Origin of the sequence: Solimonas marina (genome assembly GCF_012241385.1) — a bacterium.
Lineage (GTDB): Bacteria > Pseudomonadota > Gammaproteobacteria > Nevskiales > Nevskiaceae > Solimonas > Solimonas marina.
In genome coordinates, this window is record NZ_JAAVXB010000002.1 from 17,689 (window position 1) to 43,730 (window position 26,042).

Genomic DNA, 26,042 nt, shown 5'->3' on the forward strand with positions numbered 1-26,042 from the left:
CTTTCAGGCCGTCATGGTTTGCGTTTGTACGCCGCTGCCCTGTGCCGGTGGCGGCGGCTCGCCGGGCTTGAAATAGCTGAGCGTCAGTGCTTCGTGGATGGCGCCGATGCCGATCTGGATCTCGTCGATCCATTCGTGCAGGCCGCGCTCGAGCAGGCGCTCGAAGTTGGCATCCTGAATCAGTGCGCGCACACGGTCGATCGAGCGTTCGCTGCCGCGATAGGCCGGCAGCCGCGGCAGGGCATAGCTGACGGCGTTGAGGCCGTACAGCACCGAGCGCGGAAAGCCGCGGTCCTGCAACAGGAAACGCAGCACGGCCGGGCCGCTGACGCGGATCTTCTCGTGGCGCCGATAGGCCTGCAACGCCGTCAGCGAGCGCAGCACGCTCATCCATTGGATGTGCTGGAACGGCTGCAATTCGTCGCTGGACCTCGACTGGATCAGGTCGACAGTGCGCACGTCGACGATGCGCGTCGTCATGTCGGCCTGCTCGATGTTCATGCCGATGCGCATGAACTGGTAGCCGACGTCGTGGCTCATGTTGGCGCCGAGGATGCCGCGCATCATCAGCATGGTGTCGATGACCCGGTCGAGACCCGTCTGGCGCTGCGCGCGCGGCAGGTGGCGTTCGCCGCGTTCCTGCAGGAACAGGTGCGTCGCGTTGAGGTGTTCCCAGGCGTCGCGCGGCGTCGAGTCGCGGACGATGCGCAGGATCTCGCGGGCGGCGGCGATCGACGCGGCGACCGAGCTGCGGTTTTCGGTGTCGGTGATCAGGAAGCGGACGACATTGGCTTCCGACAACGCGCCGTCCCCGCCGAAGCGTTCGACGAAGGCTTCGTTGGCGCCGAGGATGTCGATCAGCGGCGACCAGCCCAGCGTCATGCCGCGCGGCAGATCGAGCAGCAGATGCGAGTGGACGCTGATCAGGCGCGCGGTGTTCTCGGCGCGGACGATGTAACGGCCCAGCCAGTACAGGTTTTCGGCAACGCGGGAGAGCATTTACGCGGCCTCCAGGTCGACGATCCAGGTGTCCTTGGCGCCGCCGCCCTGCGAGCTGTTGACGACCAGCGAGCCCTTGGTCATCGCCACGCGGGTCAGGCCGCCGGTGGTGACATAGACACTGTCGGCGCGCGACAGGATGAACGGCCGCAGATCCAGGTGACGCGGCTCGATGTCGCCGGCGTCGGTCATGGTCGGCGCGGTCGACAGCGACAGCGTCGGCTGGGCCATGTAGTTGCGGGGGTTGGCGGTGATGAGTTTGCGGAAGGTCTCGCGTTCCTTCTTGGACGCGCGCGGGCCGATCATCATGCCGTAGCCGCCGGATTCGTTGGCCGGCTTGACGACCAGCTCGTCGAGGTGGTCGAGCACGTATTTGCGGTCGTCGTCGAACATGCACAGATAGCTTGGCACGTTCGGCAGAATGGCGTCCTCACCAAGATAGTAACGGATCATCTTCGGCACGAAGGCGTAGACGACCTTGTCGTCGGCGACGCCGGCGCCCGGCGCATTGACCAGCGCGACCTTGCCCTTGAGCCAGGCCCGCATCAGGCCGCGCACGCCGAGGATGGAGTCCGGATGAAAGACTTCCGGGTCAAGGAACAGATCGTCGACACGGCGATAGATCACGTCGACGCGGCGCGGACCGTAGACGGTGCGCATGTAGACGCAGTCGTCGTCGCCGACGAACAGATCCTGGCCTTCGACCAGTTCGACGCCCATCTGCTGCGCGAGCCACGAGTGTTCGAAGTACGCCGAGTTGAAGATGCCGGGCGTCATCACCGCAATCGTCGGCGTGTCGCCGAGGCGCGGCGACATCGACGCCAGCATGTCGTAGAGCTGCGCCGGGTAGTCGTCGACCGGCAGGATGGTGCTGGTCTGGAACAGTTCAGGGAACACGCGCTTGGTCACCTGGCGGTTCTCGACCATGTAGCTGACGCCGCTGGGCACGCGCAAATTGTCTTCGAGCACGTAGAGGGTGCCGTCGACGTCGCGGACCAGATCGCTGCCGCAGATGTGGGCCCAGATGCCACCGCGCGGCTTCATGCCGATGCACTGCTTGCGGAAGTTCGCCGATTCGGCGAGCAGCTCGGCCGGAAAAATGCCGTCCTTGACGATCTGCTGCTTACCGTAGATGTCCTGAATGAAGTGATTCAGCGCGCGCACCCGTTGCTGCAGGCCGGCATCGGTCCTCTGCCATTCGGTCTTGGCGATGGTGCGCGGGATGATGTCGAATGGCCACGAGCGGTCGACATTGCGGCCCTCCGAGTAGACCGTGAATGTGATGCCCATCACCTTGATCGCCAGTTCGGCGGCGAGGCGCCGCTCCGCCAGCTCGGTCGTATTCAGGCTGCCGAGGTAGTCCACCAGGTGCTGCGCCGCGGGCCGCGCCGCGCCGGGCCCGACGAAAAGTTCGTCGTGAAATCCTTTACAGCGGTAGTCGCTCCAGTCGATCGCCATGTGCCTGTTCGTTTGGGGGCATTCTTGTCCCCCGTTTATCGCAAAACGCGAGCCAAGGGAAATCTGGCCCGACCGGCGAATCGATTCGGCGAACGGTGTAAAATTTCGAGAACCTGCTTCGCCTGCTCATGACGCCAAACAACGCGCTGGAATTCAAGGGTCGGATGCTGTCGCTGACGCGAGCCCGCGTCGTCGATGCCGACCTCGCCGCCATTACCGCCCAACTGCGCGACTTCGCGCGGCAGATGCCGCAGGCCGTGATCGGCATGCCGATCGTGCTCGAAGCCGACGCGCCGCTGCCGCTCGACGGCGTGCTGGCGGCGCTGCGCGAAGTCGGCATGCAGCCGCTTGGCGTCGTCGATGGGCCGCTGGCCGACGCGGCACGCGAGCTTGGTCTGGCGGTGCTGCCGCCCGATACCGGCGCGACGCGTTCACGCCCGGCGCCTGCGGCCCCGGCCGCCGCTGCGCCGCCACCCCCACCGCCACCGCCTGTGGCGGCGCAGCGCGTGCCGACGCGTGTCGTCAACGATCCGGTGCGCTCCGGTCAGCAGATCTATGCCGCCGACGGCGATCTGGTCGTGACCTCGACCGTCAGCCCCGGCGCCGAAGTGGTGGCCGACGGCTGCGTCCATCTCTACGGCACCTTGCGTGGCCGGGCGATCGCCGGTGCGCGCGGCGATACCAGTGCCCGCATCTTCTGCCGGCGCTTCGAGGCCGAGCTGGTCGCGGTGGCCGGCGTTTACGCCGTGGCCGAACAGATGCAAGGCGACCTGCGCGGCAAGCCCGCGCAGGTCGTGCTGGTCGATGGCAAACTAAAGATTGAACCTCTGGACTGGTAAGCGTTTGCGCGTACCGGGACTTCAAACTTTCATCAGGGATTATCCGTGGCAAAAATCGTCGTAGTGACTTCGGGCAAGGGCGGCGTCGGCAAGACCACGACCAGTGCGTCGTTCTCGACCGGCCTGGCGATGCGCGGCCACAAGACCGTCGTCATCGATTTCGACGTCGGCCTGCGCAATCTCGATCTGATCATGGGCTGCGAGCGCCGCGTGGTGTTCGACTTCGTCAATGTGATCAACGGCGAGGCCAACCTGCGCCAGGCGTTGATCAAGGACAAGACGCACGACAAGCTCTACATCCTGGCCGCCAGCCAGACCCGCGACAAGGACGCGCTGACCGAGGAAGGTGTCGGCCGCGTGCTCGAGGAACTGGCCAAGGAATTCGACTACATCGTCTGCGATTCACCCGCCGGGATCGAACGTGGTGCGCATCTGGCGATGTACTACGCCGACGAGGCGCTGGTCGTCACCAATCCAGAAGTCTCCAGCGTCCGCGATTCGGATCGCGTGCTCGGCCTGCTGTCGAGCAAGACCCAGCACGTCGAGAAGGGCGAAGGCCGTGTCAAGGAGCACCTGGTGCTGACGCGCTACAACCCGATGCGCGTCGAAAAGGGCGAAATGCTGTCGATCGACGACGTCACCGAGATTCTCGCGATCCCGCTGCTCGGCGTGATCCCGGAGTCGCCGGCGGTGCTGTCGTCGTCGAATGCCGGCGCGCCGGTCATCCTCAATCAGGAGACCGACGCCGGCCGTGCCTACGACGACCTCGTCGCGCGCTTCCTTGGCGAGGAAAGGCCGCATCGCTTCATCACCGCCGAGAAGAAAGGTCTGTTCGGCCGCATCTTCGGAGGTTGAGACGATGGCGATGGATTGGCTCAAATATTTTCGTGGCGAACCGAAGAACACCGCCTCGCTGGCCAAGGAGCGGCTCAAGGTCGTCGTTGCGCATCAGCGTGACGGGCGCTCCAACGGTCCGGTCTATCTGCCGCGCCTGCGCGAGGAACTGCTGTCCGTGGTGCGCAAGTACGTGACCGTGCCGGACGACGCGGTGCAGATCAATGTGCAGCGCGAGGACGGCCTGGAAGTGCTGGAAATGAACATCCAGCTGCCGGAAGCGGACTGACCCGACAACGGCGGCCCATCGTGGCCGGCTCGGCGGAATAAGCTTAGAACGAATGCGGCGGATGGCCCTGGTCATCCGTCCGCATGAGTGCGGGACCGGGGCTTTTTTCTTACACTTCGCCGCCCCCAACGGTTCATTCGCTCAGGATAGTTGTCAAATGGTTGCTCTCGCCACCGAGACCGTGCTGTCGGTTCGTCACTGGAACGATACGCTGTTCAGTTTCACCTGCACCCGCGATACCGCGCTGCGCTTCCGTAATGGCCAGTTCGTGATGATCGGCCTGCAGGTCAACGGCAAGCCGCTGATGCGCGCGTACAGCATCGCCAGCCCGAATTACGATGAGAACCTCGAGTTCTTCAGCATCAAGGTCGACAACGGCCCGCTGACGTCGCGCCTGCAGCACCTGAAGGTCGGCGACGAGCTGATCGTCAGCCGCAAGCCGACCGGTACGCTGGTGCTCGACGATCTCAAGCCCGGCAAGAATCTGTTCCTGATCGGCACCGGCACGGGCCTGGCGCCGTTCATGAGCCTGATCCGCGATCCGGACGTTTACGAGCGCTTCGAGAAGGTCGTGCTGTTCCACGGCGTGCGCAACGTCAACGACCTGGCCTATCACGACTACATCACCGAGGACCTGCCGAACGACGAATTCCTCGGCGAGCTGGTCCGCGACAAGCTGGTCTACTACCCGTCGGTCACGCGCGAAACGTTCCGCTATCAGGGTCGCATCACCGATCTGATCGAGAACGGCAAGCTGTGCCGCGACATCGGCCTGGCGGACATGAACCCGACCGACGACCGTGTGATGATCTGCGGCAGCCCGTCGCTGCTGACCGATCTGTGCAACGTGCTCGACAAGCGCGGCTTCGAGATTTCGCCGCATATCGGCACGCCGGGTGACTACGTCATCGAGCGTGCGTTCGTCGAGAAGTAGGAGCGGCGCAAGCCGCGACCATCTCCAACCGACCCCACCGCCTGCAGCGGTCGCGGCTTGCGCCGCTCCTACAACGCTTCCCAGGTGTTTTGCGAATTCCCCGAACCGTTCATGCCGAGTGCCGCGCGTAGCGCGGTGTATCGAGGCACGCGCAAGGTCCGGATCTGCAGCCGCCGCGACGACACAGTTGCTCCTACAGCTTGAACGCTGCGCTTGCTGTGCGGTGGCGGCACACGACCTGCCTTCGCTCGCGACGCCCGTGTGCCCTATTTCGGGGCCTCGCGGCGTTGCAGCTTTATCCGATGAGCGTCTCGGTATGGCGCCGACACAAAAAGCCCCGGCATGGCCGGGGCTTTTTTCGTGGTATTCCCGGGCTTATTTGCCGCGTAGTTCCTTGCGCAGCACCTTGCCGACGTTGCTCTTCGGCAGCTCGTCGAGGAAGGTGATGTAGCGCGGCAGTTTGTAGCCGGTCAGCTGTTCCTGGCAGTACTTGCGCAGATCGGCTTCGGTCAGGTTCGGGTCTTTCTTGACGACGAAGATCTTCACGACCTCGCCGGACTTGTCGTCGGGCACGCCGATGCAGGCGACTTCGAGCACGCCCGGATGCTGGGCGACGACGCCTTCGATCTCGTTCGGGAAGACGTTGAAGCCGGACACCAGGATCATGTCCTTCTTGCGGTCGACGAGGCGGATGTAGCCCTTGTCCTCGAACACCGCGACGTCGCCGGTCTTCAGCCAGCCATCGGCGGTGAAAACCTTGTCGCTTTCCTCGGGACGCTGCCAGTAGCCCTGCATGACCTGTGGACCCTTCACGCACAGCTCGCCAGGCTGCCCCGGCGCCGCCGGTTTGCCGTCGTCGTCGAGCAGGGCGACATCGGTCGACGGCAGCGGTACGCCGATGGTGCCGTTCCAGCCCGGCTTGTCGAGCGGCGCGAAGCTGACCACCGGTGAGCATTCGGTCAGACCGTAGCCTTCGCTGAGCGCGACGCCGGTGATCTTCAGCCATTGGTCGGCGACCGCCTGCTGCACGGCGGTGCCGCCGCCCACCGCGATCTTCAGCTTCGAGAAATCGAGATCGGCGAAGCCGGGCGCATTGAGCAGGCCATTGAACAGGGTGTTGACGCCGGTCAGCACGGTGAAGCCGCTGTTGCGCAGCGTTTCGCAGAACGCCTTCATGTCGCGCGGATTGGTGACCAGCACATTGCGGCAGCCGTGCTTGAAGAACAGCAGCGCGTTCACTGTCAGCGCGAAGATGTGGTACAGCGGCAGCGCGGTGATGACCACGTCCTTGCCGTCCTCGATGAACGGGCCCATCCAGGCGCTGATCTGCTGCAGGTTGGCGACCGAGTTGCCGTGCGTCAGGACGGCACCCTTCGATACGCCGGTGGTGCCGCCGGTGTACTGCAGGAAGGCGATGTCGTCGTGCGTCAGCTTGACGCGCGCGTAAGGCTGGCTGCGCCCCTGCGCGAGCGCACTGCGCAACGCAACGGTGCCCGGAATGCTCCAGGCCGGCACCATCTTCTTGATGCGTTTGACGGCGAAGTTGACGAGCAGGCGCTTGGGAAAGCCTTCCATGTCGCCGATCTGCGTGGTGATGACGTGCCGGATCGGCGTCTTCGCCACGACCTGCTGCAGGGTCGTGCAGAAGTTCTCGACGATGACGATGGCCTTGGCGCCGCTGTCGCGCAGCTGGTGTTCAAGCTCGCGGGCGGTGTACAGCGGATTGACGTTGACGACCACCATGCCGGCGCGCAGGACGCCGAACAGCGCGACCGGGTACTGCAGCAGGTTCGGCATCATCAAGGCCACGCGATCGCCGCGCTGTAGGCCGGCGACGTTCTGCAGATACGAGGCGAAGTCCTGTGTCTGGCGGTCGAGCTCGGCGTAGTCCAGCGTTGCGCCCATGCACTCGAAGGCGACGCCGCGGTAGCGTTTGCAGCTCTGCTCGAGCACATCGACCAGCGAGGCGTAGGCCTGCATGTCGACGGTATGCGGAACGCCTTTCGGGTATTCGCCGAACCAGGCGGGCACCGGCGACAGGTCTGCGTTGGCCATGATCTTCTCCTTGTGCGTTATAGCGTTGGCGGCCATCTGGGCGGCCAAGCGCCGGATTATAGGAAGCGCCGTTCAGGCCTCGCCTTGGCGTTGCAGCCATTCGCGCAGTGTGAGCGACCCATGTCGCTCGGCGAAATCGGCCTCCGCCTGGTCGATCAGCTGGCGTGTGGCGCGCGCCAGTGGATTGCGGGCAGTGGGTAGGCCGCTGCCGGTGCGGGCGATCGTCCACAGCCGTGCGACGGTGATGGCGCTGAGGTCGACGGCCGGCAGCAACTGGGTGCGGGCCTTGCCGGCCTCGACCAGCAGGCCGTTGAAGATCAGATGGTCGACGGCGCGGCGCACGTGTTCGGTCTCGGCGCCGATGGCGTGACCGAGTTCGTCCTGCGTGTAGGCCGGCTCGCCGCTGGCGTAGCGGTGCCCGGTCAGCGCCATCACCATCAGCGTCACGTATTCGGACTGACGGCCGCTCGGCAGTTTCGGCGTGCGGTGCTGACGCAGTTGCTCGGGATGCTGGACGTAGAACGCCAGTTGGCAGCCGAGCAGCAGAATCATCCAGCCGACATAGATCCAGATCAGCAGGAAGATCAGGATCGCGAAGCTCGAATAGACGGCGTTGTAGTTGGTGGCGCCGGCGACGAACGATGCGAACAAGAGGCTGCCGGTCTGCCAGGCGATGCCGGCGAAGATGCCGCCGACCAGCGCCGCCTTGATGCGCACACGGGTGTTCGGTACGTAGTTGTAGAGAAAGGTGAAGACGAAAATGATCAACACGTACGGCACCAGGCGGCCGACGAGGTAGATCAGATAGCCGAACGGCTCATATTCCTTGAGGTCGGCGATCACCGACGAGTTGAGCACGCTGGCGGTGATGCCGACCGCCGAGAACATCAGCACCGGCCCGACCGTCAGCACTGCGAAGTAGTCGCCGAGGCGTTGCGACAGTGGCCGTGGCCGCTCGATGCGCCAGACGAAGTTGAACGCGCTTTCCACCTTCTGGATCAACGACAGCGCCGACCAGAACAGCAGCGCCACGCCCAGCGAGCCGAGCACGCCGACCTGCATCTTCTCGATGAAGCTGACGATCTTCTGTGTCAGCTCCGCCGCCTGCGGCCCCAGCGGCGCGAGGAACTCGGCGAGAAACGGCTCGATCGCGTTGTGTGCGCCCAATGCCTTGAGCACCGAGAACGCCAGGGCCAGCAGCGGCACGATCGACAGCAAGGTCGTATAGACCAGGCTCATCGCGCGCATCGTCAGCTGGCCTTCGAGCAGGTCGCGGAGCATGACGAAGGCATAGCGTCCGAGGCGGATGCCGCGGTGTCGCCGGCCGGTCGATTCGTGTGCCCAGAGCTGTTCGCGCAGGCGCAGCAGATAGCGTTTCATGGGGCGAGCATACAAGTGCGGTCGTGACCGGTCATGCGCCGCAAGGGTGGATATGCCATTCGTCGGCTCGCGGCAGTCCGGGCATTGACATCGGGTCGCGACTGATTATGCTGTACTGCAACATTGCTGCACTGCAGCACAAAGGGGTCGGGTGTTTTTTTCTTTCTTGAAAAACGTGGAGTGCAGCAAATGAGCGTTGAAACGATTGTGAGCGATGTGAAGTCCCGTGCGGATCTGGTCAAGACGCGTGGTCAGGCGGCGCTGGAAGCGGGCGTCGACACGCTGATGACGGCCAACACCATCGTCGTCGATGGCGTGCAGGAACTGGTGCAGACCAACGTCGGCGCCGGCAAGGAACTGGCGACGCTCGTGCAGGCCAGCGTGACCAAGGCCAAGACCGACGGTTTCAAGGCCGTGGCCGCCAACCCGGTTGCCTACATCCCGGAAGGCAAGGGCACCGTCGTCACCGCCTACACCGATTCGGTCAAGGTCGTGACCAAGACCGGCGATGAGCTGGCCAAGACCCTCAAGAGCGGCGTCGAGACGATCAGCGCCAAGCTGCAGGGCGAAGTTCCGGTCGTCGCCAAGGCGAAGAAGACCGTGAAGAAGACCGCGACCAAGGCCAAGAAGGCCGCCAAGAAGGTCGTCGAGGCGTAAGAACCGGCGGCGCAGCCTTCGTGCTGCGTACGCTTGCACGAAAAGGGGCCGAGGAGAACTCGGCCCCTTTTCGTGTTTTTACCGGGACCGGAACGTGACCATGACGCCACCGCGGCGAGGACTCGATGTCGACCGTGCGATCGGCGGCGTGTTGTTGATCGTGCTGCACGAACTCGACAGCGCGCGGGGGCATGCGCGGTCGGTCGGCGAGCGGGTACGGGTGGCGGCCGGCGCGCACAGCATGCGCCGCCTCTGGCGCGAGCAGCGCGCGCTGACGCGCCGCGCGCAGCGGCGTCGGGCAGCCGATCACGCGTTGCGTCGCGAACTCTGGTCCGGATTGTTCAGCGATCTGCGTCCGCACCGCTGAAGTCGAGCGGTAACGGGTTTCAATCCGCGTCGCTGCTCGGCGCCGCGGCCGGCTTCGCCGCAGTCTTGCGCGGGCTGCGCTTGCGCGGCGCACGGGTGCTTTTTGGCCTGGCCTTGCTCCTGGCCGCAGCGGTCTCGGCGGCGGCACCGGCCGCGGCTTCTTCCGCAGACTCGCCGGCGCGCAGGCGCGAGGCGAAGCGCTTCCACGCCGGCGTGCGACGCAGCGTGTCGAAGTTGTTCTTGACGAACTGCGAGGCGTCGAATTCGCCGGCGGCGCCGAGCTTGTCGCGCAGGAACGCGACGATGTCCTCCTGCAGCCCGGAGACGTCGGGCAGGCCGAGGAAGCGGCGCAGTTCCTCGGGGCGAACGTCGATCTCGATCTTGATCTGCATGATGAGTCCTCGTGTTACGCGGTGCCGTGCGAGGCGACGACGAACAGACCGATGACGCAGGCCATCGAGCCGAACCAGACCAGCGAACGCAGCGTCGCCTGATTGGCGATGTAGCAGATGCCGTAGACCACGCGCAGTACGATGAACAGCACCGCAAGCAGATTGGCCGTGGCGCTGGGGCCGGCCACGACATGGGCGATGACCACCGCCGCCGCGAACGGCGGGAAGGCCTCGAAGCTGTTGACCTGAACCCAATGCGCACGCTTGCGCCAGCCGCTGGACTGTTCGAGGTATTCGCGCGGTGTCGTGTTCTTGTAGCGCTTGCTGCTCTTCGCGGTGATCGTGAACACGAATGGCAGCAGCGCCGCCACCAGAACACACCACAAGGCCGTTGTCATGCCGGTTCCCCTCTTGTCGATGAGGCCGAGCATAACAGCAGCCTGCCGGCGCGCCTTGGCGCTGGCGTCAGCTTCGCGGTGGGCTTACGTCAATCGTCACCGTCAAGGACGCGTTGCAGCATCCACACGTCGAGCACCAAGCCGTGCTTCTCGCCGGCGCGGCGCATCAGGCCGATGCGCGTGAAGCCGGCGGCTTCGTGCAGTGCCAGGCTGGCGGGGTTGCCGTCGACGATGCGAGCGATGATCGTCAGCACGTCGTGTTCGGGTGCAAGGCGCAGCAATTCGGCCAGCAGCTGACGGCCGACGCCGCGGCCGCGCGCGTCGATGCGCACATAGACGGCGTTCTCGGCGGTACGGTCGTAAGCCGGCCGTGGCGACCACTGATAAAGGCGCGCCCAGCCGGCGATGCCGCTGCCCTCCTCGGCGACGACGATCGGATAGCGGCCGCCGGGATTGGCGTGAAACCATTCGAGGCGCTGGGCTTCGTTCTTCGGCACGGTGTCGAAGGTCGAGGTGCCGTGCAGCACCTGCTCGTCGTAGATCTCGAAGATTGCCGGCAGGTCGGCCTCGGTGGCGGCGCGGACGATCACGGTTTGTGCGCGTTCCAGAACTGCAGCACGCCGCCCATCATCATTTCGACGGCGATCGTCACCAGCAGCAGCCCCATCAAGCGTTCGACGGCGGTCAGGCCGCGCGTACCGAGCACGCGACGCAGTGCGGTGCTGGCCAGCATGATCGGCAGGCAGGCGCCCCAGGCCAGCAGCACCGCGCCGATCCAGGTCAGCCAGCGCGAGGGCTCGCGGCTCATCATCAGCAGCACGGTCGCCAGCGCCGACGGGCCGGCGACGTAGGGGATCGCCAGCGGCACCAGGAACGGTTCGCTCATCGCCGAATCTTCTTCGAGCGAGTGCTCGCGCGACGGGAAGATCATGCGCAGTGCAATCAGCATCAGGATCACGCCGCCGGCGACGGTCAGTGCCGGTTGCGACAGGCCCAGCAGGCGCAGCAGATGACCGCCGGCGAGCAGGAAGACGATGAGGATCGCCAGCGCGAACAGCATCTCGCGCAGGATGACCTGGCGCTGACGTTCGGCCGGCACATGCTTGAGGGCGGACAGGAACAGCGGCACGTTGCCGAGCGGGTCCATGACCAGGAACAGCAGAACGGCGGCGGAAATGAACGACATGGTGATCTCGCGATGAACGCGCCGGGCAAGGCAACAAAGATAACGTCCCGACGCGACGGCCGCGCGGGGGAAGGGCCTCAGTGAGGCAGGGCAGCCGTGCGGCGGCTCAGGCGCCGGTCAGCAGGCGCTGCGCCTCGCGGTACTTGGCGGCGGACTTGGCGATGATCTCGTCCGGCAGCGTCGGCCCCGGCGCCTTCTTGTCCCAGTCCAGCGTTTCCAGGTAGTCGCGCACGAACTGCTTGTCGAAGCTCGGCGGGCTGATGCCGGGGCGATAGGTATCGGCCGGCCAGAAGCGCGACGAATCCGGCGTCAGCGCCTCGTCGATCAGATGCAGCGCGCCGTGCTCGTCGACGCCGAATTCAAACTTGGTGTCGGCGATGATGATGCCGCGCGTCAGCGCGAACTCGGAGGCCTCGCGATAGATGCGCAGGGTGATGTCGCGGACCTGGGCGGCCAGTTCGGCGCCGATCCGCGCCTCGACGTCGGCGTAGCTGATGTTCTCGTCGTGTTGGCCGACCGGTGCCTTGTCGGCCGGCGTGAAGATCGGCTCCGGCAGCTTGTCGGCAAGCTGCAGGCCGGCCGGCAGGGCGATGCCGCAGACCGCGCCGGTCTTCTGATAGTCCTTCCAGCCGCTGCCGATGATGTAGCCGCGCGCGACCGCTTCGATCGGCAGTGCCTTGAGCTTGCGCACGACGTTGCTGCGGCCCTCGACCTGGGCGATCTCGGCCGGCGTCAGGTAGTCGGCGAGGTTGACGTCCGGCGCCAGATGGTTGGGCAGCAGGTCGGCGAAACGCGCCATCCAGAAGTTCGACACCGCGGTCAGCACCGCGCCCTTGCCGGGTATCGGCTGCGGCAGGATCACGTCGAACGCCGACAGGCGGTCGCTGGTGACGATCAGCATGTGCGCGTCGCCGAGCGCGTAGATGTCGCGCACCTTGCCGCGATGGAGACGCGGCACGCTGGTCAGCGTCGATTCGTAGAGCGCGGAGACGGGTGCGGACATGGGCGTACGGGGCCAGGAAACGGGCAGGCGCGCATTGTGGAGAAGCGCGACCGGGGGGTAAAGCCGCGCACAGCCCGTCGGCCGCGCCCCGACGGCGGTCGGCATGGGATAATCGCCGCCTCATCCGTCCTCTCCCCGGTTGCCCCGATGGCCAAGCTTGCCCCGCTGATCGCTCCCAGCATTCTCTCCGCCGATCTCGCCCGTCTCGGCGAGGAGGTCGAAAACGTGCTGGCGGCCGGCGCCGACATCGTCCACTTCGACGTCATGGACAATCACTACGTGCCGAACCTGACCTTCGGTCCGACGATCTGCGAGGCGCTGCGCAAGTACGGCGTCACGGCGCCGATCGACGTGCATCTGATGGTCGAGCCGGTCGACGAGCTGGCGGCGATGTTCGCCAAGGCCGGCGCCACCTACATCACCTTCCATCCGGAAGCGACGCGCCACGTCGACCGCAGCCTGCAGGCGATCAAGGCCGCCGGCTGCAAGGCCGGCCTGGTGTTCAATCCGGCGACGCCGCTGGACGTGCTCAAGTACGTGATGGACAAGGTCGACATGGTGCTGCTGATGTCGGTCAACCCGGGCTTCGGCGGCCAGAGCTTCATCCCCGCCGCGCTGACCAAGCTGGCCGAGGCGCGCGCGTTGATCGATGCCTATGTCGCCGAGCATCCGGGCCGCGAGATCCGTTTGGAGATCGACGGCGGCGTGAAGACCGACAACATCGCCGCGATCGCCGCCGCAGGTGCCGACACCTTCGTCGCCGGCAGTGCGATCTTCGGCGCCAAGGACTATGCGGCGACCATCTCGGCGATGAAGGCGGCGATCGCCGCCGCCTGAGCCGGCCGGGCACGGCGCGTTCCCCATTGTTGGCGCTGAGGTGTCCACAGCGGCGCGGGCGCGCGCGCCGGCGTGTTCAGGCGCCGTTTGTGCGGTCCTGCCTACCGTGGTGGCAGTGAACGACCGTCGACGACGGAGGAGCGGGCGGCTGATGAAACGTGCACGCCGGGCGAGGGCGATGTTGTGGGCAACGACACTGGCGCTTGTCGTCGGGACCGCTCATGCCGCGCCACCTTCGCGCACGATCGCACAGATGGCGCAGGACGAAGGCTGGAATGCGGATGGCGGGGCGACGCCGGAGGGGCCGCCGCGGCTGTCGCGACGGGTGCCGCGCGACTTTCCGCTGCCGCCGCTGAGCCACGATCTGCAAACCGACGGCATCGCGCCCATCGTCAGCGTTGCCTGCAGCGTCGGCGACGCCGAAGCGTTCTACGAAACCTGGTTCCACAACCATGGCTGGCACATCGACAAGCGCATGAAGGCGCAGGGCCTGATCGGCTATGTCGCCTGCGACGCAGCGAGCGGCCAATGCGTCAACGTTTCCGCGACGGCATCCGACGATGGCCGGCAGCCGAGCCGGGTGACGTTGATGTTCTATCAGCAGACGCCGGCGCCGGCGCCATAGCCGGCCGGACTCAGGGCGACGCCGCGCGCTGCGCGCGGCGGAACAATCGCCAGGTGACCAGCAGCGCGATGGCCGACAGCAACGCCGCGGCGAAGTAGACGTCGCGGTAATCGCGGCCGAACACCAGCAGGCCGCCGAGCGGGCCGGTCACGCACATTGCCAGGTCGATGAACACCGAGTAGACGCCGAGTGCCGCACCGCGGTTTTCGTCCGGGATGGTGCGCATGACCTCGACCGCCAGCGCCGGAAAGACCAGTGAGAAGCCGAGCCCGGCCAGAGCCGAACCGACGGTCGCCATCAGCGGCGTCGTCGCCAGACCGATCAGCGCCAGGCCGGCAATCTCGGTCGTGAAGCAGACGAAGGCGACGCGGTAGCCGCCGTGGTGATTGATGCTGTTGTTGAACACCAGACGCACGGCGATCATCCCGACCGTGAACGCGCTCAGCGCCAGCGCCGCACCGTCCCAGTGGCGGCTCAGAAAGTGCAGGACGATGAAGCTGCCGACCGCGCCGAATGCTGCACCGCCCATTGCCAGGCACAGGCCGTACGGCAAGACCCGCGTCAGCACGTGGCCGAGCGGCATGCGTCGCCCGGCGCGGGTCTCGACCGGCGGACCGCGTCGCGCCGCCCAGGTGACGAGCAGCGTCAGCCCCATGCCGAGGATGCCGACTGCCTGCAGGCTCAGGGCGCCGGTCAGCACCACACCGAGCGGCGCACCGATGCCCATCGCCCCGTAGCTGGAAATGCCGTTCCAGGAGATCGCCCGCGCCATGTGCTGCGGGCCGGCAAGGCGCGTCGCCCACATGATGCTGCCGGTGGCCCAGAAGCTTTCGCTGATGCCGAGCACGATGCGGCCCAGCAACAGCAGCCCGAGCGACAGCCACGGCAGCGCGGTCGACAGCGCCGCCGCCGTCATCAGCGCGCAGCTCAGGACACTGCCGGCGAGGCCGGCGACGGCGCCCGGCTGCGGGCCGATGCGGTCGGTGATGGCGCCGGCGTGTCCGCGGCTCAGCATCGTCGCCAGATATTGCGTGCCGATCACCAGGCCGACGACAAACGTGCCGTAACCGAGCGTCAGGTGGACGAAACTGGGCAGCACCGCCAGCTGTACACCGACGATCAAATAGCCGGTGAAGTTGAACAGCAGCGGGATGATGCTGCGACGGGTGGCGGGATCGGAAAGCATGCGGACTCGAGGCGCGCGCACTCTAACAGAGCGCCGCGCCGAAACGTCGCCATGACGGCAAATTTCACATGGCCGTCATGCGGGGGCGACGTCGGCGCAGTTCGCGTATAGTGCGGCGCCGGATGGTCCGTCATGCGGACGGCGATCCGAACCGTCTGACCTGAATCGAGACCCGTCGAAACATGCTTCAGTCCCTGCAATGGACCGCGTATCCGCGCGGCTGGTGGCGATGGCGCTGATCCGCGCCGCGGCCACGCGCCGCCCGTCCCCTTCCATTCCCGTTTCATCCGACTGCAAGCCATGACGCACTACAACCGCATCGCGCTGACGCGCGAGCTGCCCGGCGACCTCGATACGCCGGTCGGCGCCTATCTCAAGCTCGCCCACAAGTCCTATTCGTTCCTGCTCGAATCCATGGTCGGCGGCGAGCAATGGGGCCGCTATTCGTTCATTGGTCTGCCGTCGCGCGAGGTGCTGCGCGTGCGTGGCCAGACGCTGACGGTGACCCGCGACGGCGAGATCGTCGAAAGTGCGACGCTCGACGATCCGATGCCGTGGATCCGCGACTACGCCGCGCGCCATCGGGTGCGGCCGGAGCCGAGCCTGCCGCGTTTCTCCGGCGGCCTGGTCGGCTATTTCGGCTATGACTGCGTGCGCTACTTCGAGCCGCGTCTGGCCGGTACGGTCAAGGACGACCCGCTCGGCGTGCCGGACATCCTGCTGATGCGCGCCGAGGAAATCGTCGTCTTCGACAACCTGCGTGCGACGCTGACCATCGTCACCCACGCGGCGCTCGACGACGAGGCCGACATCGCCCGCGCCCGCGCGCGGCTCGACGAGATCGAAGCCTTGCTCGCGCGGTCGCTGCCGCAGCGGCCACCGACGGCTGCCGGTGTGCCGGAGCTGCCGTTCGAATCGAGCTTCGGCCTCGATCCGTATCGCAAGATGATTCGCCACGTGCAGGACTACATCGCCGCCGGCGATTGCATGCAGGTGGTGCCGTCGCAGCGTCTGTCGGCGCCGTTCGAGGCCGATCCGGTCGAGCTGTACCGCGCGATCCGCCGCCTCAATCCATCGCCGTATCTGTACTGCATGGATCTTGGCGACCATCACGTCGTCGGCGCCTCGCCGGAAGTGCTGGCGCGCGTCGAGAACGGCCTGGTCACCGTGCGACCGATCGCCGGCACGCGCAAGCGCGGCGCCAGCGCCGAGGAAGACGCGGCGCTGGCGACCGAACTGCTGGCCGACCCGAAAGAGATCGCCGAGCACCTGATGCTGATCGACCTCGGCCGCAACGACGTCGGCCGGGTCTCGGAGATCGGCAGCGTGCGCGTCACCGAGCAGATGGTGATCGAGCGCTACAGCCACGTCATGCACATCGTCTCCAACGTCACCGGCCGGCTCAAGGACGGCATGGACGCGCTCGATGCGCTGGCCGCGACCTTCCCGGCCGGCACCCTGTCGGGTGCGCCGAAGGTGCGGGCGATGGAGATCATCGACGAGGTCGAGCCGGTCAAGCGCGGCATCTACGGCGGCGCGGTCGGCTATCTGGGCTGGGACGGCAACATGGACACCGCGATCGCGATCCGCACCGCCGTCATCAAGGACGGGCAGGTGCATGTGCAGGCCGGCGGCGGTGTGGTCGCCGATTCCGACCCGCAGGCCGAGTGGGACGAGACGATGAACAAGGCGGCGGCCATGCTGCGTGCCGCGGCGTCGGTGTCGAGCGCGGGCTAGGGCACGCCGTCGGCCGCCACCGGGTTTGGCCGGTCAACGATCGGCAAGAGGCGGCGCGCGCGGCGGCAGGTGGAAATGTTGTCAGCGTATTTCCGGATGTTGCGGAAACTTCGTTTAAGAGTCGCGAAGTTCTCGCATCATTCCCCCGAAATCCCTGAGCATCATGAAGACCTCCTCGTTCATCAAACCCCTTTCCGTGCTGGCGCTGCTGCTGGCGTTCAACGCTGCCCACGCCGACGACAAACTGATCGACGTCCCGAACGGCATTGCGGCGCCGCAGGCGCTCAACACGGTCAAGCACGCGCTATCAGAGCAACAATGGTCGGTCACCAATGTCGGCCCGAATGCGATCAGCGCTGTACGCAAGGAAGGTCTGCACGATGCCTCGATCACCGTGGCCATCGCCAATGGCGCACTGGTCTACGAGGCCGAAGCCCGTCCGGTGCTGACGCATTCGCCGCATGCGTTCCCGGCGACGGTGACGGCCGCCGTTCCTTCGCGCTGGATCGACGCGTTGCGCAGCCAGGTGCAGATGTCGCTGGTGTCGCTGGCCGTCAACAAGGCCGGCAGCGGCGACGCCGCCGGCCTCTGACGGCCTGGCACCGCGGCCACCGCCGCCGGTTGCGAGGCTGCGATCGGCGGTGGGCCTTGCCGAACGCCGGCCGACATGGCCGGCGTTTTTCGTGGGCTCGACGCGCGTTCCGCAAGCGTGTCGGGCGCGCGCCGAATGATGCGTTCGACAATCGGCTTGCGCTGTCAGCGCCCGTCGTCCTGTGGCGCGGCCTGCGCCATCACGGGGAAAGCGAGTCGCGGCCGGCCAGCAGGCGTTTCGCGGTATACGTCAGCACCGCCTCGTCGCGTGTGTTGTAGACGTCGATCTGGCTGTCGATGACGGCGCGATTGTGCTTCGACGTCGGGCGGATGCCGGTGACGGTGACGGTCGCCCAGACGGTGTCGCCGACCTGCACCGGCGCCAGCGCCTTCAGCGTCATTTCGAGCAGCGCCAGGCCGGTGCCCTGGATCATCGACTGGAACAGCAGGCCTTCGATCAGGCACTGCGTCAGCGCCGCCGGCACCGGCCGGCCGCGGATCGCGCCGCCCTCGAACTCGGCGTCGATGAAAATCGCCTCGAGCATGCCGGTCGTCGAAATGAAATTGATCAGGTCGGTTTCGGTGATCGTGCGGCGCAGCGTACGAAAGCGCTGGCCGACGCTGAGATCCTGCCAGTAGCAGCCCAGCCCCAGGGTTGGCAGTGCCGCGCGGTCGGTGTTTGTGGTCGTGCTCATGTCTGGTTCGCGTACAGCTTGACGACGTTGTAGAGGAAACGGCGGCCGTCCATCAGAGACTTGACGCGAATGCGCTCGTCGAGTCCGTGCGCGTGGCTGCCCTCGGCATCGAAGAACATGCCGGACATGCCGTAGCTGGGAATGCCGACGCCGTTGAGAAAGCGGCTGTCGGTGGCGCCGGTCGACATCGTCGGCACGATCGCCACGCCCGGCCAGATCTGCTCGGCGACCTGACGCACCGGACCAAGAATTTTGTCGTTGAGCGGTGGCGGCGCGCCGACGCCGGTGCTCGGCTCGTGGCCGGCGGTGATCTTCACGCCCGGATCGGCGATGGCCGCCGCCAATGCCTGTTCGATCTGCTCCGGCGGCACGCCGGGCAGGATGCGACAGTTGACGTTGGCGGTGGCGCGCTGTGGCAGCGCGTTTGGCGCATGGCCGGCGTCGACCATGGTCGCGACGCAGGTCGTACGCATCATGCTGTACCAGCCGGGGTTGCGCTTCCACAGCCGCTGCGCGGCGGTCTCGTCCTGGTGTTCGAGCACCGCCTTCATGTCGGCGGCAACGTCTGGCGCGGCGAGCTTGGCCTGCTCGGTGAAGTACGCGCGCGTGGCGTCGTTGAGCGCCATCGGGAACTGATGGGCGCCGACTTTCAGCAGTGCCGTCGACAGCTCGTAGATCGCATTGTCCGGTACCGGCCGCGAACTGTGGCCGCCGGGATTGGTCGTTTCCAGCGTGTAGTCCTGATAGACCTTCTCGCCGGCCTGCAACTGCAGCGCGCGCGGCTGGCCGTGGGCGTCGAGCTCGCCGCCGGCGCCTTCGTTGAGCGCGAACGCGGCGTCGAGCACCTGCGGGTGATGTTGGATCAGCCAGTAGACGCTGTTGAAATGCTCCGGCGTTTCCTCGCCGCAGGTCAGTGCCAGCTTCAGGCCGCGACGCGGTTCGAAGCCTTCCTGCTTGTAGCGAATCATGCTGTCGGTGAAGACCGACGCCATTGCCTTGTCGTCGCTGGCGCCGCGCGCGTAGAAATAGCCGTTCTCCTCGACCAGCGTGAACGGATCGCGCTGCCAGTCTTCGCGCTTGGCCTCGACGACGTCGATATGCGCGAGCAGCAGGATGGGTTTGAGCGAGCCGTCACTGCCCGGCAGCGTTGCGATCAGCGCGGCGTCCTTGGGGCGGTCTTCCGGTGCATAGAAGTGCAGGTCGGCATCGCCGTATCCCGCCGCTCTCAGGCGCGCCGCCATCTTGTCTTCCGCGGCGCGACAACTGCCGACCGACAGCGTCGTATTGGTTTCGATCAGTTCCTTGTACAAGGCGCGGAACGCCGCCTCGCCATCGCTTTTGGCGCCGGCGCCGGCCGTCGCGCACAGCAGCGCGCTGCCGAGTGCGACCGCCATCGTCTGCATCTTGCGCATCATCGCTGTCCCTTCTCCCGTCGCGCTTGCGTGTGCCCGCAGACTAGTCGACTGCCGCCATGATGTGCCAGTCGCCGGCGGTACGCCGATGCGGGTCGTCGTGCTCGCGACGGCGCGCGGTGAGGCGTGGGGCTAGGGGCGTTGCGGCCGCTGCCAGACGTCGGCGCGGCGGATCACCGGGCCGGTGCGGCCCATCGATGCAAGACGGCGTTGCAGTCGGAACGTCGTGCTTTCGATTTGTGGCCAGTTCCAATCGTCGATCGCGCCCAACTCCGGGTAGCGCGCCTGCCGCTTCTCGGCAGCGGCGCGCGCGTGGGCGACGACGCGGCATTGCAGGGTGTCGGCCGTCCAGTACAGGTGCAGATGTATCAGTCCCCAGCCGGCGAGCGAGTGTCCGAAACGGTGGCCGTCGCGCGGCGGGTCGAAGTCGATCCGCCGTTCGAGCACGGTACCGCCCGCGCCGCGATACCAAAGCCCGAACGCATAGTGATCGACATCGCCGGCGGCATGGCAGTGCGCCGCCTGCGCCTTGACTGCGTCGGCGTCGGCGAAGTGAGTCAGCGCGGCGCCCGGCGCCGATTCCGACGATGTGACGGTCGGTGCTTCCGGGTGATAGGCGGCATCGACCAGCAGGTCGAAATCGGCGGGGGAGATGAAGGTGGCGAGCGTCATGAGTGCACCGGGCGAGACCGGCCTCGCGCCGGTATCCGTCTATCTGAACACAGACGCCGGGTTCAGCGCTTGGCGGTTTGCCCGAACAGAATGCGCTTGGCGTCTTCGTCGACGGTCGGCGCGGTGTTGATCGTGCTGGCCAGCGCATAGGCACGCTGTACGGCCGGGCGCGCGGCGACGCGGGCGAACCAGCGCTTGAGATGCGCAAAGTCGTCGAGCGTCTGACCCTGGCGCTCGTACGGCACGATCCACGGATAGATGGCCATGTCGGCGATCGAGTACGCGCCGGCGACGAATTCGCGATCGGCCAGACGCTTGTCGAGCACGCCGTAGAGGCGGTTGGTTTCCTTGACGTAGCGTTCGATCGCGTACGGAATCTTCTCCGGCGCATAACTGCCGAAATGATGATTCTGGCCGGCCATCGGTCCGAGTCCGCCCATCTGCCAGAACAGCCACTGCATGGTCTCACTGCGGCCGCGCACATCCTGCGGCAGGAACAGACTGGTCTTCTCGGCCAGGTATTGCAGAATCGCGCCGGACTCGAAGATCGGCAGCGGTGTGCCGCCGTCGATCGGCGCCAAGTCGACGATCGCCGGGATGCGGTTGTTCGGTGCGACTTTCAGGAAGTCGGGCTGAAACTGATCGCCGCGGCCGATATTGACCGGCACGATGCGGTAATCGAGCCCCGATTCTTCGAGAAAGATCGTGATCTTGTGCCCGTTCGGTGTGGTCCAGTAATAGAGATCGATCATGTGGAGCTCGGCGCGGTGGCGCTCAGTGGTGGGGGAAGGCGACGAACGCGTCGCTGGCTTCGGCCGCTTCCGAGAGGGCCTGCAGTGCCGGATGCGCGCCGGCATCGACGACGCCCGGCAGCATCTTGTGGGTGAAGTGCCAGGCCACGGCGCTGCTGATGTCGGCCTGCAGAGGCCTGGCGCCGAATAGCCACGGCGTCGGCGCCAGTCGCTGCAGTTCAGTGTCGAGCAGGCGATAGGCCGAGGCCAGCTGTCCGTGCACCCGGTCGAGCCAGGGCTGATGCTGCTTGTCCCGCGGCCGCAGTTGGTGTTCGTAGACGATCTGCACGGTCTTCTCGCAGGCGGCGAGCGCCAGGCCGACGACGCGCTGTGCGCTGGCGTGCGCGGCGAGGTCGGTTGGCGTCAGCCGCCGCTCCGGTGCGGCCAGCCGTTCGGCGTATTCGAGGATCAGCGACGACTCCATCAAGACCACGCCATCGTCGGTGATCAGCGTCGGGGCCTTGACCACCGGATTGATCGCCGCGAACGCATCGAAGGTCGAGAACACCGACAGCGCCTGGTGCTCGAACGCCAGGTTCTGCAGGCGCAGCGAGATGGCGACGCGGCGGACATAGGGTGAATCCAGCATGCCGATCAGTTTCATTCGTTCGCTCTCGTCTTGAATGGCGGCGGGCGCACGCTACCGAAAATCCGCCGCACCCGCCGACAACGCTAGCGAGCGATCGCCCCGCTTTCAATCACGACGGGCTGGCCGATGCTCAGCCGCTGAGCGGCACGCCCGGGTCCGCCTGCCAGCCGCCGCCCAACGACTTGTACAGTGCGACCAGCGAGGTCGCTGTGTCGGTGCGCGCCTGAGCGAGCTGATCCTCGGCGTCGAGCTGGCTGCGCTCGGCGTCGAGCACGTCGATGAAGTCGGCGGCGCCGGCTTCGAAGCGCGCGCGGGCGAGCTGCACCGCGCGGCCGCTGGCGTCGGCGCTCTGCTGCAGCAGGTCGAGCTTGTGCCGGTACTGGCCATAGGCGTTGAGCGTGTTCGAAGTTTCCTCGAGCGCGCGCAGCACGGCTTGTTCGTACTGCGCCTCGGCGCCTTCGGCCGCGGCGCGGCGCTGTGCGACGCGCGCATGCACACGGCCGAGGTCGAACGCCGCCCAGCTGATGCTCGGTCCGATCGCATACATGTCGCTGCCGCCGTCGCCGACCGAGCTCATATGTGCGACCGAAAAGCCGACTTCGCCGGTGAACGTGACGCGCGGGAAATAGTCGGCGGTGGCGACGCCGATCTCGGCGGTGGCCGCCGCCAGTCGACGTTCGGCAGCGGCGACGTCGGGACGGCGACGCAGCAGGTCTTCCGGCTCGCCGATATGGACCAGACGCGGCAACGGCGGCAGATTCTGCGCCGGTGCCAGCTCCGCCTGCAGCGCCTCCGGTGGCAGGCCGCAGAGCACGGCCAAGCGATGCATGGCGTTGGCGATGGCGATCTTCATGTCCGGCACGCGTGCCTGTGTCGTCGTCAGCTGCGCGAGCGCGCGCTGCTCGTCGAACTCGGTGCCGCGGCCGTATTGCAGGCGCGCCTCGGTATAGCGCAGCGTGCCGCGCTGGTTGTCGGCATTGCCGATCGCCACCGCATAGCGCGCCTGCGCACCGCGCAGTTCGAAGTAGGTGCGCGCGACTTCGGCGGCGACGCTGACCTGCGCAGCACGCAGATCGGCGGTCAGCGCCTGTTCGCTGGCATCGGCGGCTTCGTTTTCACGGCGCACGCGACCGAAGAAATCCAGTTCCCAGAATGCGTCGAAATGACCGTCGTACAACTCGCTCTTGCGCTGGTCGCGCGTATATCCAGGTTCCTGGTCGGCGCTGAGCTGTGACTTCGTGTAGCCGGCACTGGCGGTGACGGTCGGCAGATAGTCGAGCCGCGTCTCACGGCGCAGCGCCCGCGCCTGATTGAGATTGGCGAGTGCGATGCGCAGGTCGTGGTTGGCGGCGAGGGCGCGGGTTTCGAGCGAATCCAGCTCGTCGTCGTGGAAGACCGACCAGAACTGCGGCGCCGGATCGGCGTCGTCGTAGACGGCGGTGTCGACGTCGGCGTGTGCGGCGGGCAGCTGCGGCGTTTGATAGTTCGGGCCTGCGGTGCAGGCCGCGAGGGCCAGAGCTGCGCCGGCGATCAGTGAGAGTCTGAAGGTATTCATGCGAGTGCCGGAGTGTCGAGCACGGCCGGTTCGTGCGCGGGGTAGTCGATGTAGCCGCGCGGGCCGGGCGTGTAGAGCAGGGAGTAATCGAACTCGGCGAGCGGCGCGCGACGGCGCAAACGCTCGGCGAGATCGGGGTTGGCGAGAAACGGCTTACCGTAGCTGATGGCATCGGCGCTGCCGTCGAGGATGGCTTCCTCGCCGCTGTCGCGGTCATAGCCGCCGTTGCGGATCAGCGTGCCGTGGAAATGTCGGCGCGCGATGTCGGCCAGCGCCTGATCCTCGACAGCATCGTGCCGATCGTGGCGCAATTCGAGGAACGCGACGCGGCGCTGCGTCAGCTGTTCGGCGACGTACTGCACGAGCGCACGCGGATGGCTGTCGCGTGCATCGTTGAATGTATTCAGCGGCGAGATGCGCACGCCGACGCGACCGGCGCCGAGCTCGGCGATGGCCGCGTCGACCACCTCGAACAACAGGCGTGCGCGGCGCTCCAGCGAGCCGCCGTAGTCGTCTTCGCGATCGTTGATGCCGTCACGCAGGAACTGGTCGAGCAGGTAGCCGTGCGCGCCGTGTACTTCGACGGCGTCGAAGCCGGCGCGACGCGCGTTGGCGAATGCATGGCGGAACTGCTCGACGATGCGCGGCAGTTCCTGTGCGGTCAGCCGGCGTGGCGTGTCGAGCGCCTGGCCGTCTTCGGTGCGGACCGCACGATCGGTCGCCGATACCGGCTGCACCCCATCGTTGAGTGCGATCTTGCTGACGCGGCCCGGATGAAAGACCTGCAGCGCGATGCGGCCGCCGGCATGGTGTACGGCGTCGGTGACCTGCCGCCAGCCGTCGACCTGGGCGTCGTTGTAGATGCCGGGTTCGGTGGCGTAGGCGCTGGTGCCGGCGGCGACCAGCGTTGCTTCGGCGATCAGCAGGCCGGCGCTGGCGCGCTGCGCGTAGTGAGTGGCCATCATCGAGCCCGGCACATGCTGACGATCCGCGCGGGCGCGCGTCAGCGGCGCCATGACGATGCGGTTCGGCAGCTGCAGATCACCGAGCTGCAACGGCGTGAAAAGGGCAGTGCTCATGAGAAGGCTCCTGTCGAGATGGAAGAAGCCGGGCGCGGGTGGCGCCCGGCATGGACGGTCGTTCAGGCCGTCGCCAGATACGGGGCGACGAACGCTGCGAGCTGCGATTTGGCAACCGCGCCGACCTGCGTCGCGGCGAGTTCGCCGTCCTTGAACAGCATCAGCGTTGGGATGCCGCGAATGCCGAGTGCGGCCGGCGTCTGCGGGTTCTCGTCGACGTTGAGCTTGACGATCTTCAGGCGACCGTCGTGGTCAGCGGCCAGCTGTTCGAGGACCGGCGCCACCATGCGGCACGGGCCGCACCATTCCGCCCAGAAATCGACCAGTACCGGCTGTTCGCCGCTGGCGTTGCGGACGTCCTGTTCGAAGCTGCCGTCGCTGACGGCGGTGATCCGTTCACTCATGGTTCTACTCCTGCTGGCGGCGCGATCAGGCGATCGCGTCGTGGGGGTCGACGATGACGGCGTCGACATGGCCGCGCCGCGCGATGATGTGCTGGCGTGCGGCGGCGATGCCCGCGGCGTCGCTGCGCTGCAGATGCAGCGCCTCGGCGCTCAGGCCTTCGAGTTGCAGACTGAGCGCGGCCTCCACGGCCTTGCCCCAGTCGGTAGAAGCGAGCACGACGTGCTGGCCTTCGAGCGCCAGCGCGCGAGCCTGCGCGACGACGTCCGGGTGCTGGGCGCCGGTGACGAGTGCGATCCGGTCCATCGTGGTATCTCCGAGGGTCGAGAAAATGGAAGCGAAACTCACCATGGCAGCACCTCGCCGAGGTGCACGAGCTTGCCGTTGAAGCGGTCGTCGTCGAGCAGCGCCATCGCCACGCTGGTGCGCGCGCCGTCTTCGACTTCCAGCTCGCCGCCGCCCTGATTCATCTCGGTCTTCACGTAGCCCGGGTGCACGGCGACGACGCGGATCGGCGTGTCGCGCAGCTCCCAGGCCAGGTGTGCCGTGTACGAATTGACGGCGCTCTTCGAGGCGCTGTACGCCGGCACCGCCTTGAATTCGTAAATCTGCGATCCCGGCGTTTCGTGCGCGGCGATCGAACCGAGCAGGCTCGACAGATTGACGATGCGCGCCGCCGGCGCCTTCTTCAGCAGCGGCAGGAAAGCCTGCGTGGTGTCGACGAGTCCGAACAGATTGGTCTCGAAGATGCTGCGCCAGTCGGCGAGCGGCTGTGACGAGGCCAGGCCATCGGCGCTGCTCTTCACGATGCCGGCGTTGTTGACGAGGATGTCGAGTCGGCCGTGGCGTTCGCCGACGGCCTTGGCCGCGGCGGCGACACTCGCGCTGTCGGTGACGTCGAGCTGCAGCGGTTCGGCGCTGACGCCAGCCTCCTGCAGCGTCGCGACGGCCTGCTCGGCGGCAGCGAGCTGTCGCGCGGCAACGATGATGTGTACGCCCTGGGCGCCCAACTGTCGTGCGGTCTCGAAACCGATGCCGCGGTTGCCGCCGGTAATCAATGCGATCTTGCTCATCGAAAAAT

Annotated in this window: 30 protein-coding genes; 10 read left to right on the forward strand and 20 right to left on the reverse strand. The window is 66.5% G+C overall.

What is annotated here, in order from left to right:
• Positions 1 to 3: 3 nt before the first annotated feature.
• Positions 4 to 999 carry an alpha-E domain-containing protein gene (locus G7Y82_RS03275; RefSeq protein ID WP_168146599.1) on the reverse strand — a complete coding sequence of 332 codons (996 nt, stop codon included), beginning with the start codon at positions 997 to 999 and terminating at the stop codon, positions 4 to 6.
• Positions 1,000 to 2,457 (reverse strand): circularly permuted type 2 ATP-grasp protein, encoded by a 1,458-nt coding sequence (locus tag G7Y82_RS03280; protein WP_168146600.1) that lies wholly within the window; start codon positions 2,455 to 2,457, stop codon positions 1,000 to 1,002.
• A gap of 128 nt (positions 2,458 to 2,585) precedes the next feature.
• Between G7Y82_RS03280 and minC the strand changes: the two genes are divergently transcribed.
• From minC to G7Y82_RS03300, 4 genes are all read left to right on the forward strand, one after another.
• Positions 2,586 to 3,296 (forward strand): septum site-determining protein MinC, encoded by a 711-nt coding sequence (gene minC, locus G7Y82_RS03285; RefSeq protein ID WP_168146601.1) that lies wholly within the window; start codon positions 2,586 to 2,588, stop codon positions 3,294 to 3,296.
• Positions 3,297 to 3,341: 45 nt separating this feature from the next.
• The gene (gene minD / locus G7Y82_RS03290) at positions 3,342 to 4,151 is read left to right on the forward strand and encodes a septum site-determining protein MinD (RefSeq protein WP_168146602.1); all 810 of its coding nucleotides are present in this window, start codon (positions 3,342 to 3,344) and stop codon (positions 4,149 to 4,151) included.
• 10 nt (positions 4,152 to 4,161) lie between these two features.
• Positions 4,162 to 4,419 (forward strand): cell division topological specificity factor MinE, encoded by a 258-nt coding sequence (gene minE / locus G7Y82_RS03295; RefSeq protein ID WP_168146603.1) that lies wholly within the window; start codon positions 4,162 to 4,164, stop codon positions 4,417 to 4,419.
• 157 nt (positions 4,420 to 4,576) lie between these two features.
• The gene (locus G7Y82_RS03300) at positions 4,577 to 5,353 is read left to right on the forward strand and encodes a ferredoxin--NADP reductase (protein WP_168146604.1); all 777 of its coding nucleotides are present in this window, start codon (positions 4,577 to 4,579) and stop codon (positions 5,351 to 5,353) included.
• A 375-nt stretch (positions 5,354 to 5,728) separates the two neighbouring features.
• Here the strand turns inward: G7Y82_RS03300 and G7Y82_RS03305 are convergent, their stop codons facing one another.
• Together G7Y82_RS03305 and G7Y82_RS03310 are read right to left on the reverse strand one after the other, a co-directional pair.
• Positions 5,729 to 7,408, reverse strand: a complete 1,680-nt coding sequence (locus G7Y82_RS03305; protein ID WP_206370295.1) for an AMP-binding protein — start codon at positions 7,406 to 7,408, stop codon at positions 5,729 to 5,731.
• 72 nt (positions 7,409 to 7,480) lie between these two features.
• Entirely contained in the window at positions 7,481 to 8,788 is a 1,308-nt protein-coding gene (locus tag G7Y82_RS03310; RefSeq protein ID WP_168146606.1) for a YihY/virulence factor BrkB family protein, read from the reverse strand.
• A 189-nt stretch (positions 8,789 to 8,977) separates the two neighbouring features.
• Here G7Y82_RS03310 and G7Y82_RS03315 point away from each other — a divergent pair, with 189 nt between their 5' ends.
• The gene (locus tag G7Y82_RS03315; RefSeq protein ID WP_168146607.1) at positions 8,978 to 9,445 is read left to right on the forward strand and encodes a phasin family protein; all 468 of its coding nucleotides are present in this window, start codon (positions 8,978 to 8,980) and stop codon (positions 9,443 to 9,445) included.
• A 100-nt stretch (positions 9,446 to 9,545) separates the two neighbouring features.
• Positions 9,546 to 9,812, forward strand: coding sequence for a hypothetical protein (locus G7Y82_RS03320; RefSeq protein WP_168146608.1), 267 nt, complete (start codon positions 9,546 to 9,548; stop codon positions 9,810 to 9,812).
• A 19-nt stretch (positions 9,813 to 9,831) separates the two neighbouring features.
• On the opposite strand, the gene G7Y82_RS03325 is transcribed toward G7Y82_RS03320, so the two are convergent.
• The 5 genes from G7Y82_RS03325 to G7Y82_RS03345 form a co-directional block, all read right to left on the reverse strand.
• Positions 9,832 to 10,203 (reverse strand): DUF6489 family protein, encoded by a 372-nt coding sequence (locus G7Y82_RS03325; RefSeq protein WP_168146609.1) that lies wholly within the window; start codon positions 10,201 to 10,203, stop codon positions 9,832 to 9,834.
• Between the two features lie 14 nt (positions 10,204 to 10,217).
• Entirely contained in the window at positions 10,218 to 10,601 is a 384-nt protein-coding gene (locus tag G7Y82_RS03330; RefSeq protein WP_168146610.1) for an MAPEG family protein, read from the reverse strand.
• 89 nt (positions 10,602 to 10,690) lie between these two features.
• Positions 10,691 to 11,191 (reverse strand): GNAT family N-acetyltransferase, encoded by a 501-nt coding sequence (locus tag G7Y82_RS03335; protein ID WP_168146611.1) that lies wholly within the window; start codon positions 11,189 to 11,191, stop codon positions 10,691 to 10,693.
• On the reverse strand, positions 11,188 to 11,787 hold the full coding sequence (locus tag G7Y82_RS03340) for a MarC family protein (RefSeq protein ID WP_168146612.1): 600 nt from the start codon (positions 11,785 to 11,787) through the stop codon (positions 11,188 to 11,190). Before G7Y82_RS03340 ends, G7Y82_RS03335 begins: the two co-directional genes overlap by 4 nt.
• A 106-nt stretch (positions 11,788 to 11,893) precedes the next feature.
• Entirely contained in the window at positions 11,894 to 12,790 is an 897-nt protein-coding gene (locus tag G7Y82_RS03345; RefSeq protein ID WP_168146613.1) for a phosphoribosylaminoimidazolesuccinocarboxamide synthase, read from the reverse strand.
• Between the two features lie 147 nt (positions 12,791 to 12,937).
• On the opposite strand from G7Y82_RS03345, the gene rpe reads away from it, so the two are divergent.
• Complete coding sequence (rpe, locus tag G7Y82_RS03350; protein ID WP_168146614.1) at positions 12,938 to 13,627, forward strand: ribulose-phosphate 3-epimerase; 690 nt, start codon at positions 12,938 to 12,940, stop codon at positions 13,625 to 13,627.
• Between the two features lie 151 nt (positions 13,628 to 13,778).
• The gene (locus G7Y82_RS03355) at positions 13,779 to 14,252 is read left to right on the forward strand and encodes a hypothetical protein (RefSeq protein WP_168146615.1); all 474 of its coding nucleotides are present in this window, start codon (positions 13,779 to 13,781) and stop codon (positions 14,250 to 14,252) included.
• Positions 14,253 to 14,262: 10 nt separating this feature from the next.
• On the opposite strand, the gene G7Y82_RS03360 is transcribed toward G7Y82_RS03355, so the two are convergent.
• Positions 14,263 to 15,438: an MFS transporter gene (locus G7Y82_RS03360; protein WP_168146616.1), complete on the reverse strand. Its 1,176-nt coding sequence runs from the start codon at positions 15,436 to 15,438 to the stop codon at positions 14,263 to 14,265.
• Positions 15,439 to 15,738: 300 nt separating this feature from the next.
• On the opposite strand from G7Y82_RS03360, the gene trpE reads away from it, so the two are divergent.
• Positions 15,739 to 17,175, forward strand: coding sequence for an anthranilate synthase component I (trpE, locus tag G7Y82_RS03365; protein WP_168146617.1), 1,437 nt, complete (start codon positions 15,739 to 15,741; stop codon positions 17,173 to 17,175).
• A 163-nt stretch (positions 17,176 to 17,338) separates the two neighbouring features.
• Positions 17,339 to 17,767 carry a hypothetical protein gene (locus G7Y82_RS03370; protein WP_168146618.1) on the forward strand — a complete coding sequence of 143 codons (429 nt, stop codon included), beginning with the start codon at positions 17,339 to 17,341 and terminating at the stop codon, positions 17,765 to 17,767.
• Between the two features lie 199 nt (positions 17,768 to 17,966).
• Here the strand turns inward: G7Y82_RS03370 and G7Y82_RS03375 are convergent, their stop codons facing one another.
• The 10 genes from G7Y82_RS03375 to G7Y82_RS03420 form a co-directional block, all read right to left on the reverse strand.
• Positions 17,967 to 18,461 carry a MaoC family dehydratase gene (locus tag G7Y82_RS03375; RefSeq protein ID WP_168146619.1) on the reverse strand — a complete coding sequence of 165 codons (495 nt, stop codon included), beginning with the start codon at positions 18,459 to 18,461 and terminating at the stop codon, positions 17,967 to 17,969.
• Entirely contained in the window at positions 18,458 to 19,876 is a 1,419-nt protein-coding gene (locus G7Y82_RS03380) for a M20/M25/M40 family metallo-hydrolase (protein ID WP_168146620.1), read from the reverse strand. Before G7Y82_RS03380 ends, G7Y82_RS03375 begins: the two co-directional genes overlap by 4 nt.
• A 129-nt stretch (positions 19,877 to 20,005) precedes the next feature.
• On the reverse strand, positions 20,006 to 20,545 hold the full coding sequence (locus G7Y82_RS03385; RefSeq protein ID WP_168146621.1) for a hypothetical protein: 540 nt from the start codon (positions 20,543 to 20,545) through the stop codon (positions 20,006 to 20,008).
• A gap of 62 nt (positions 20,546 to 20,607) precedes the next feature.
• Positions 20,608 to 21,297, reverse strand: a complete 690-nt coding sequence (locus G7Y82_RS03390) for a glutathione S-transferase N-terminal domain-containing protein (RefSeq protein ID WP_168146622.1) — start codon at positions 21,295 to 21,297, stop codon at positions 20,608 to 20,610.
• Between the two features lie 22 nt (positions 21,298 to 21,319).
• On the reverse strand, positions 21,320 to 21,940 hold the full coding sequence (locus tag G7Y82_RS03395; protein ID WP_168146623.1) for a glutathione S-transferase family protein: 621 nt from the start codon (positions 21,938 to 21,940) through the stop codon (positions 21,320 to 21,322).
• Positions 21,941 to 22,055: 115 nt separating this feature from the next.
• Positions 22,056 to 23,480 carry an efflux transporter outer membrane subunit gene (locus G7Y82_RS03400; RefSeq protein ID WP_168146624.1) on the reverse strand — a complete coding sequence of 475 codons (1,425 nt, stop codon included), beginning with the start codon at positions 23,478 to 23,480 and terminating at the stop codon, positions 22,056 to 22,058.
• Positions 23,477 to 24,559 carry an alkene reductase gene (locus G7Y82_RS03405; protein ID WP_168146625.1) on the reverse strand — a complete coding sequence of 361 codons (1,083 nt, stop codon included), beginning with the start codon at positions 24,557 to 24,559 and terminating at the stop codon, positions 23,477 to 23,479. The genes G7Y82_RS03400 and G7Y82_RS03405 overlap by 4 nt, the downstream gene beginning before the upstream one ends.
• Before the next feature lie 62 nt (positions 24,560 to 24,621).
• Positions 24,622 to 24,963 (reverse strand): thioredoxin, encoded by a 342-nt coding sequence (gene trxA / locus G7Y82_RS03410; protein ID WP_168146626.1) that lies wholly within the window; start codon positions 24,961 to 24,963, stop codon positions 24,622 to 24,624.
• Positions 24,964 to 24,988: 25 nt separating this feature from the next.
• A complete protein-coding gene (locus tag G7Y82_RS03415) occupies positions 24,989 to 25,267 on the reverse strand; it encodes a Rossmann-fold NAD(P)-binding domain-containing protein (RefSeq protein ID WP_168146627.1) in 279 nt (92 codons plus the stop codon).
• Positions 25,268 to 25,305: 38 nt separating this feature from the next.
• The gene (locus tag G7Y82_RS03420) at positions 25,306 to 26,034 is read right to left on the reverse strand and encodes an SDR family oxidoreductase (RefSeq protein ID WP_168146628.1); all 729 of its coding nucleotides are present in this window, start codon (positions 26,032 to 26,034) and stop codon (positions 25,306 to 25,308) included.
• Positions 26,035 to 26,042 lie beyond the last annotated feature (8 nt).

What these genes read in the sequence shown, in the direction of transcription:
- G7Y82_RS03275 (WP_168146599.1), bottom strand. Translation starts at nt 999, where the DNA reads ATGCTCTCCCGCGTTGCCGAAAACCTGTACTGGCTGGGCCGTTACATC.
- G7Y82_RS03280 (WP_168146600.1), bottom strand. Translation starts at nt 2,457, where the DNA reads ATGGCGATCGACTGGAGCGACTACCGCTGTAAAGGATTTCACGACGAA.
- minC (WP_168146601.1), top strand. Translation starts at nt 2,586, where the DNA reads ATGACGCCAAACAACGCGCTGGAATTCAAGGGTCGGATGCTGTCGCTG.
- minE (WP_168146603.1), top strand. Translation starts at nt 4,162, where the DNA reads ATGGATTGGCTCAAATATTTTCGTGGCGAACCGAAGAACACCGCCTCG.
- G7Y82_RS03300 (WP_168146604.1), top strand. Translation starts at nt 4,577, where the DNA reads ATGGTTGCTCTCGCCACCGAGACCGTGCTGTCGGTTCGTCACTGGAAC.
- G7Y82_RS03305 (WP_206370295.1), bottom strand. Translation starts at nt 7,408, where the DNA reads ATGGCCAACGCAGACCTGTCGCCGGTGCCCGCCTGGTTCGGCGAATAC.
- G7Y82_RS03310 (WP_168146606.1), bottom strand. Translation starts at nt 8,788, where the DNA reads ATGAAACGCTATCTGCTGCGCCTGCGCGAACAGCTCTGGGCACACGAA.
- G7Y82_RS03315 (WP_168146607.1), top strand. Translation starts at nt 8,978, where the DNA reads ATGAGCGTTGAAACGATTGTGAGCGATGTGAAGTCCCGTGCGGATCTG.
- G7Y82_RS03320 (WP_168146608.1), top strand. Translation starts at nt 9,546, where the DNA reads ATGACGCCACCGCGGCGAGGACTCGATGTCGACCGTGCGATCGGCGGC.
- G7Y82_RS03325 (WP_168146609.1), bottom strand. Translation starts at nt 10,203, where the DNA reads ATGCAGATCAAGATCGAGATCGACGTTCGCCCCGAGGAACTGCGCCGC.
- G7Y82_RS03330 (WP_168146610.1), bottom strand. Translation starts at nt 10,601, where the DNA reads ATGACAACGGCCTTGTGGTGTGTTCTGGTGGCGGCGCTGCTGCCATTC.
- G7Y82_RS03340 (WP_168146612.1), bottom strand. Translation starts at nt 11,787, where the DNA reads ATGTCGTTCATTTCCGCCGCCGTTCTGCTGTTCCTGGTCATGGACCCG.
- G7Y82_RS03345 (WP_168146613.1), bottom strand. Translation starts at nt 12,790, where the DNA reads ATGTCCGCACCCGTCTCCGCGCTCTACGAATCGACGCTGACCAGCGTG.
- rpe (WP_168146614.1), top strand. Translation starts at nt 12,938, where the DNA reads ATGGCCAAGCTTGCCCCGCTGATCGCTCCCAGCATTCTCTCCGCCGAT.
- G7Y82_RS03355 (WP_168146615.1), top strand. Translation starts at nt 13,779, where the DNA reads ATGAAACGTGCACGCCGGGCGAGGGCGATGTTGTGGGCAACGACACTG.
- G7Y82_RS03360 (WP_168146616.1), bottom strand. Translation starts at nt 15,438, where the DNA reads ATGCTTTCCGATCCCGCCACCCGTCGCAGCATCATCCCGCTGCTGTTC.
- trpE (WP_168146617.1), top strand. Translation starts at nt 15,739, where the DNA reads ATGACGCACTACAACCGCATCGCGCTGACGCGCGAGCTGCCCGGCGAC.
- G7Y82_RS03370 (WP_168146618.1), top strand. Translation starts at nt 17,339, where the DNA reads ATGAAGACCTCCTCGTTCATCAAACCCCTTTCCGTGCTGGCGCTGCTG.
- G7Y82_RS03375 (WP_168146619.1), bottom strand. Translation starts at nt 18,461, where the DNA reads ATGAGCACGACCACAAACACCGACCGCGCGGCACTGCCAACCCTGGGG.
- G7Y82_RS03380 (WP_168146620.1), bottom strand. Translation starts at nt 19,876, where the DNA reads ATGATGCGCAAGATGCAGACGATGGCGGTCGCACTCGGCAGCGCGCTG.
- G7Y82_RS03385 (WP_168146621.1), bottom strand. Translation starts at nt 20,545, where the DNA reads ATGACGCTCGCCACCTTCATCTCCCCCGCCGATTTCGACCTGCTGGTC.
- G7Y82_RS03390 (WP_168146622.1), bottom strand. Translation starts at nt 21,297, where the DNA reads ATGATCGATCTCTATTACTGGACCACACCGAACGGGCACAAGATCACG.
- G7Y82_RS03395 (WP_168146623.1), bottom strand. Translation starts at nt 21,940, where the DNA reads ATGAAACTGATCGGCATGCTGGATTCACCCTATGTCCGCCGCGTCGCC.
- G7Y82_RS03400 (WP_168146624.1), bottom strand. Translation starts at nt 23,480, where the DNA reads ATGAATACCTTCAGACTCTCACTGATCGCCGGCGCAGCTCTGGCCCTC.
- G7Y82_RS03405 (WP_168146625.1), bottom strand. Translation starts at nt 24,559, where the DNA reads ATGAGCACTGCCCTTTTCACGCCGTTGCAGCTCGGTGATCTGCAGCTG.
- trxA (WP_168146626.1), bottom strand. Translation starts at nt 24,963, where the DNA reads ATGAGTGAACGGATCACCGCCGTCAGCGACGGCAGCTTCGAACAGGAC.
- G7Y82_RS03415 (WP_168146627.1), bottom strand. Translation starts at nt 25,267, where the DNA reads ATGGACCGGATCGCACTCGTCACCGGCGCCCAGCACCCGGACGTCGTC.
- G7Y82_RS03420 (WP_168146628.1), bottom strand. Translation starts at nt 26,034, where the DNA reads ATGAGCAAGATCGCATTGATTACCGGCGGCAACCGCGGCATCGGTTTC.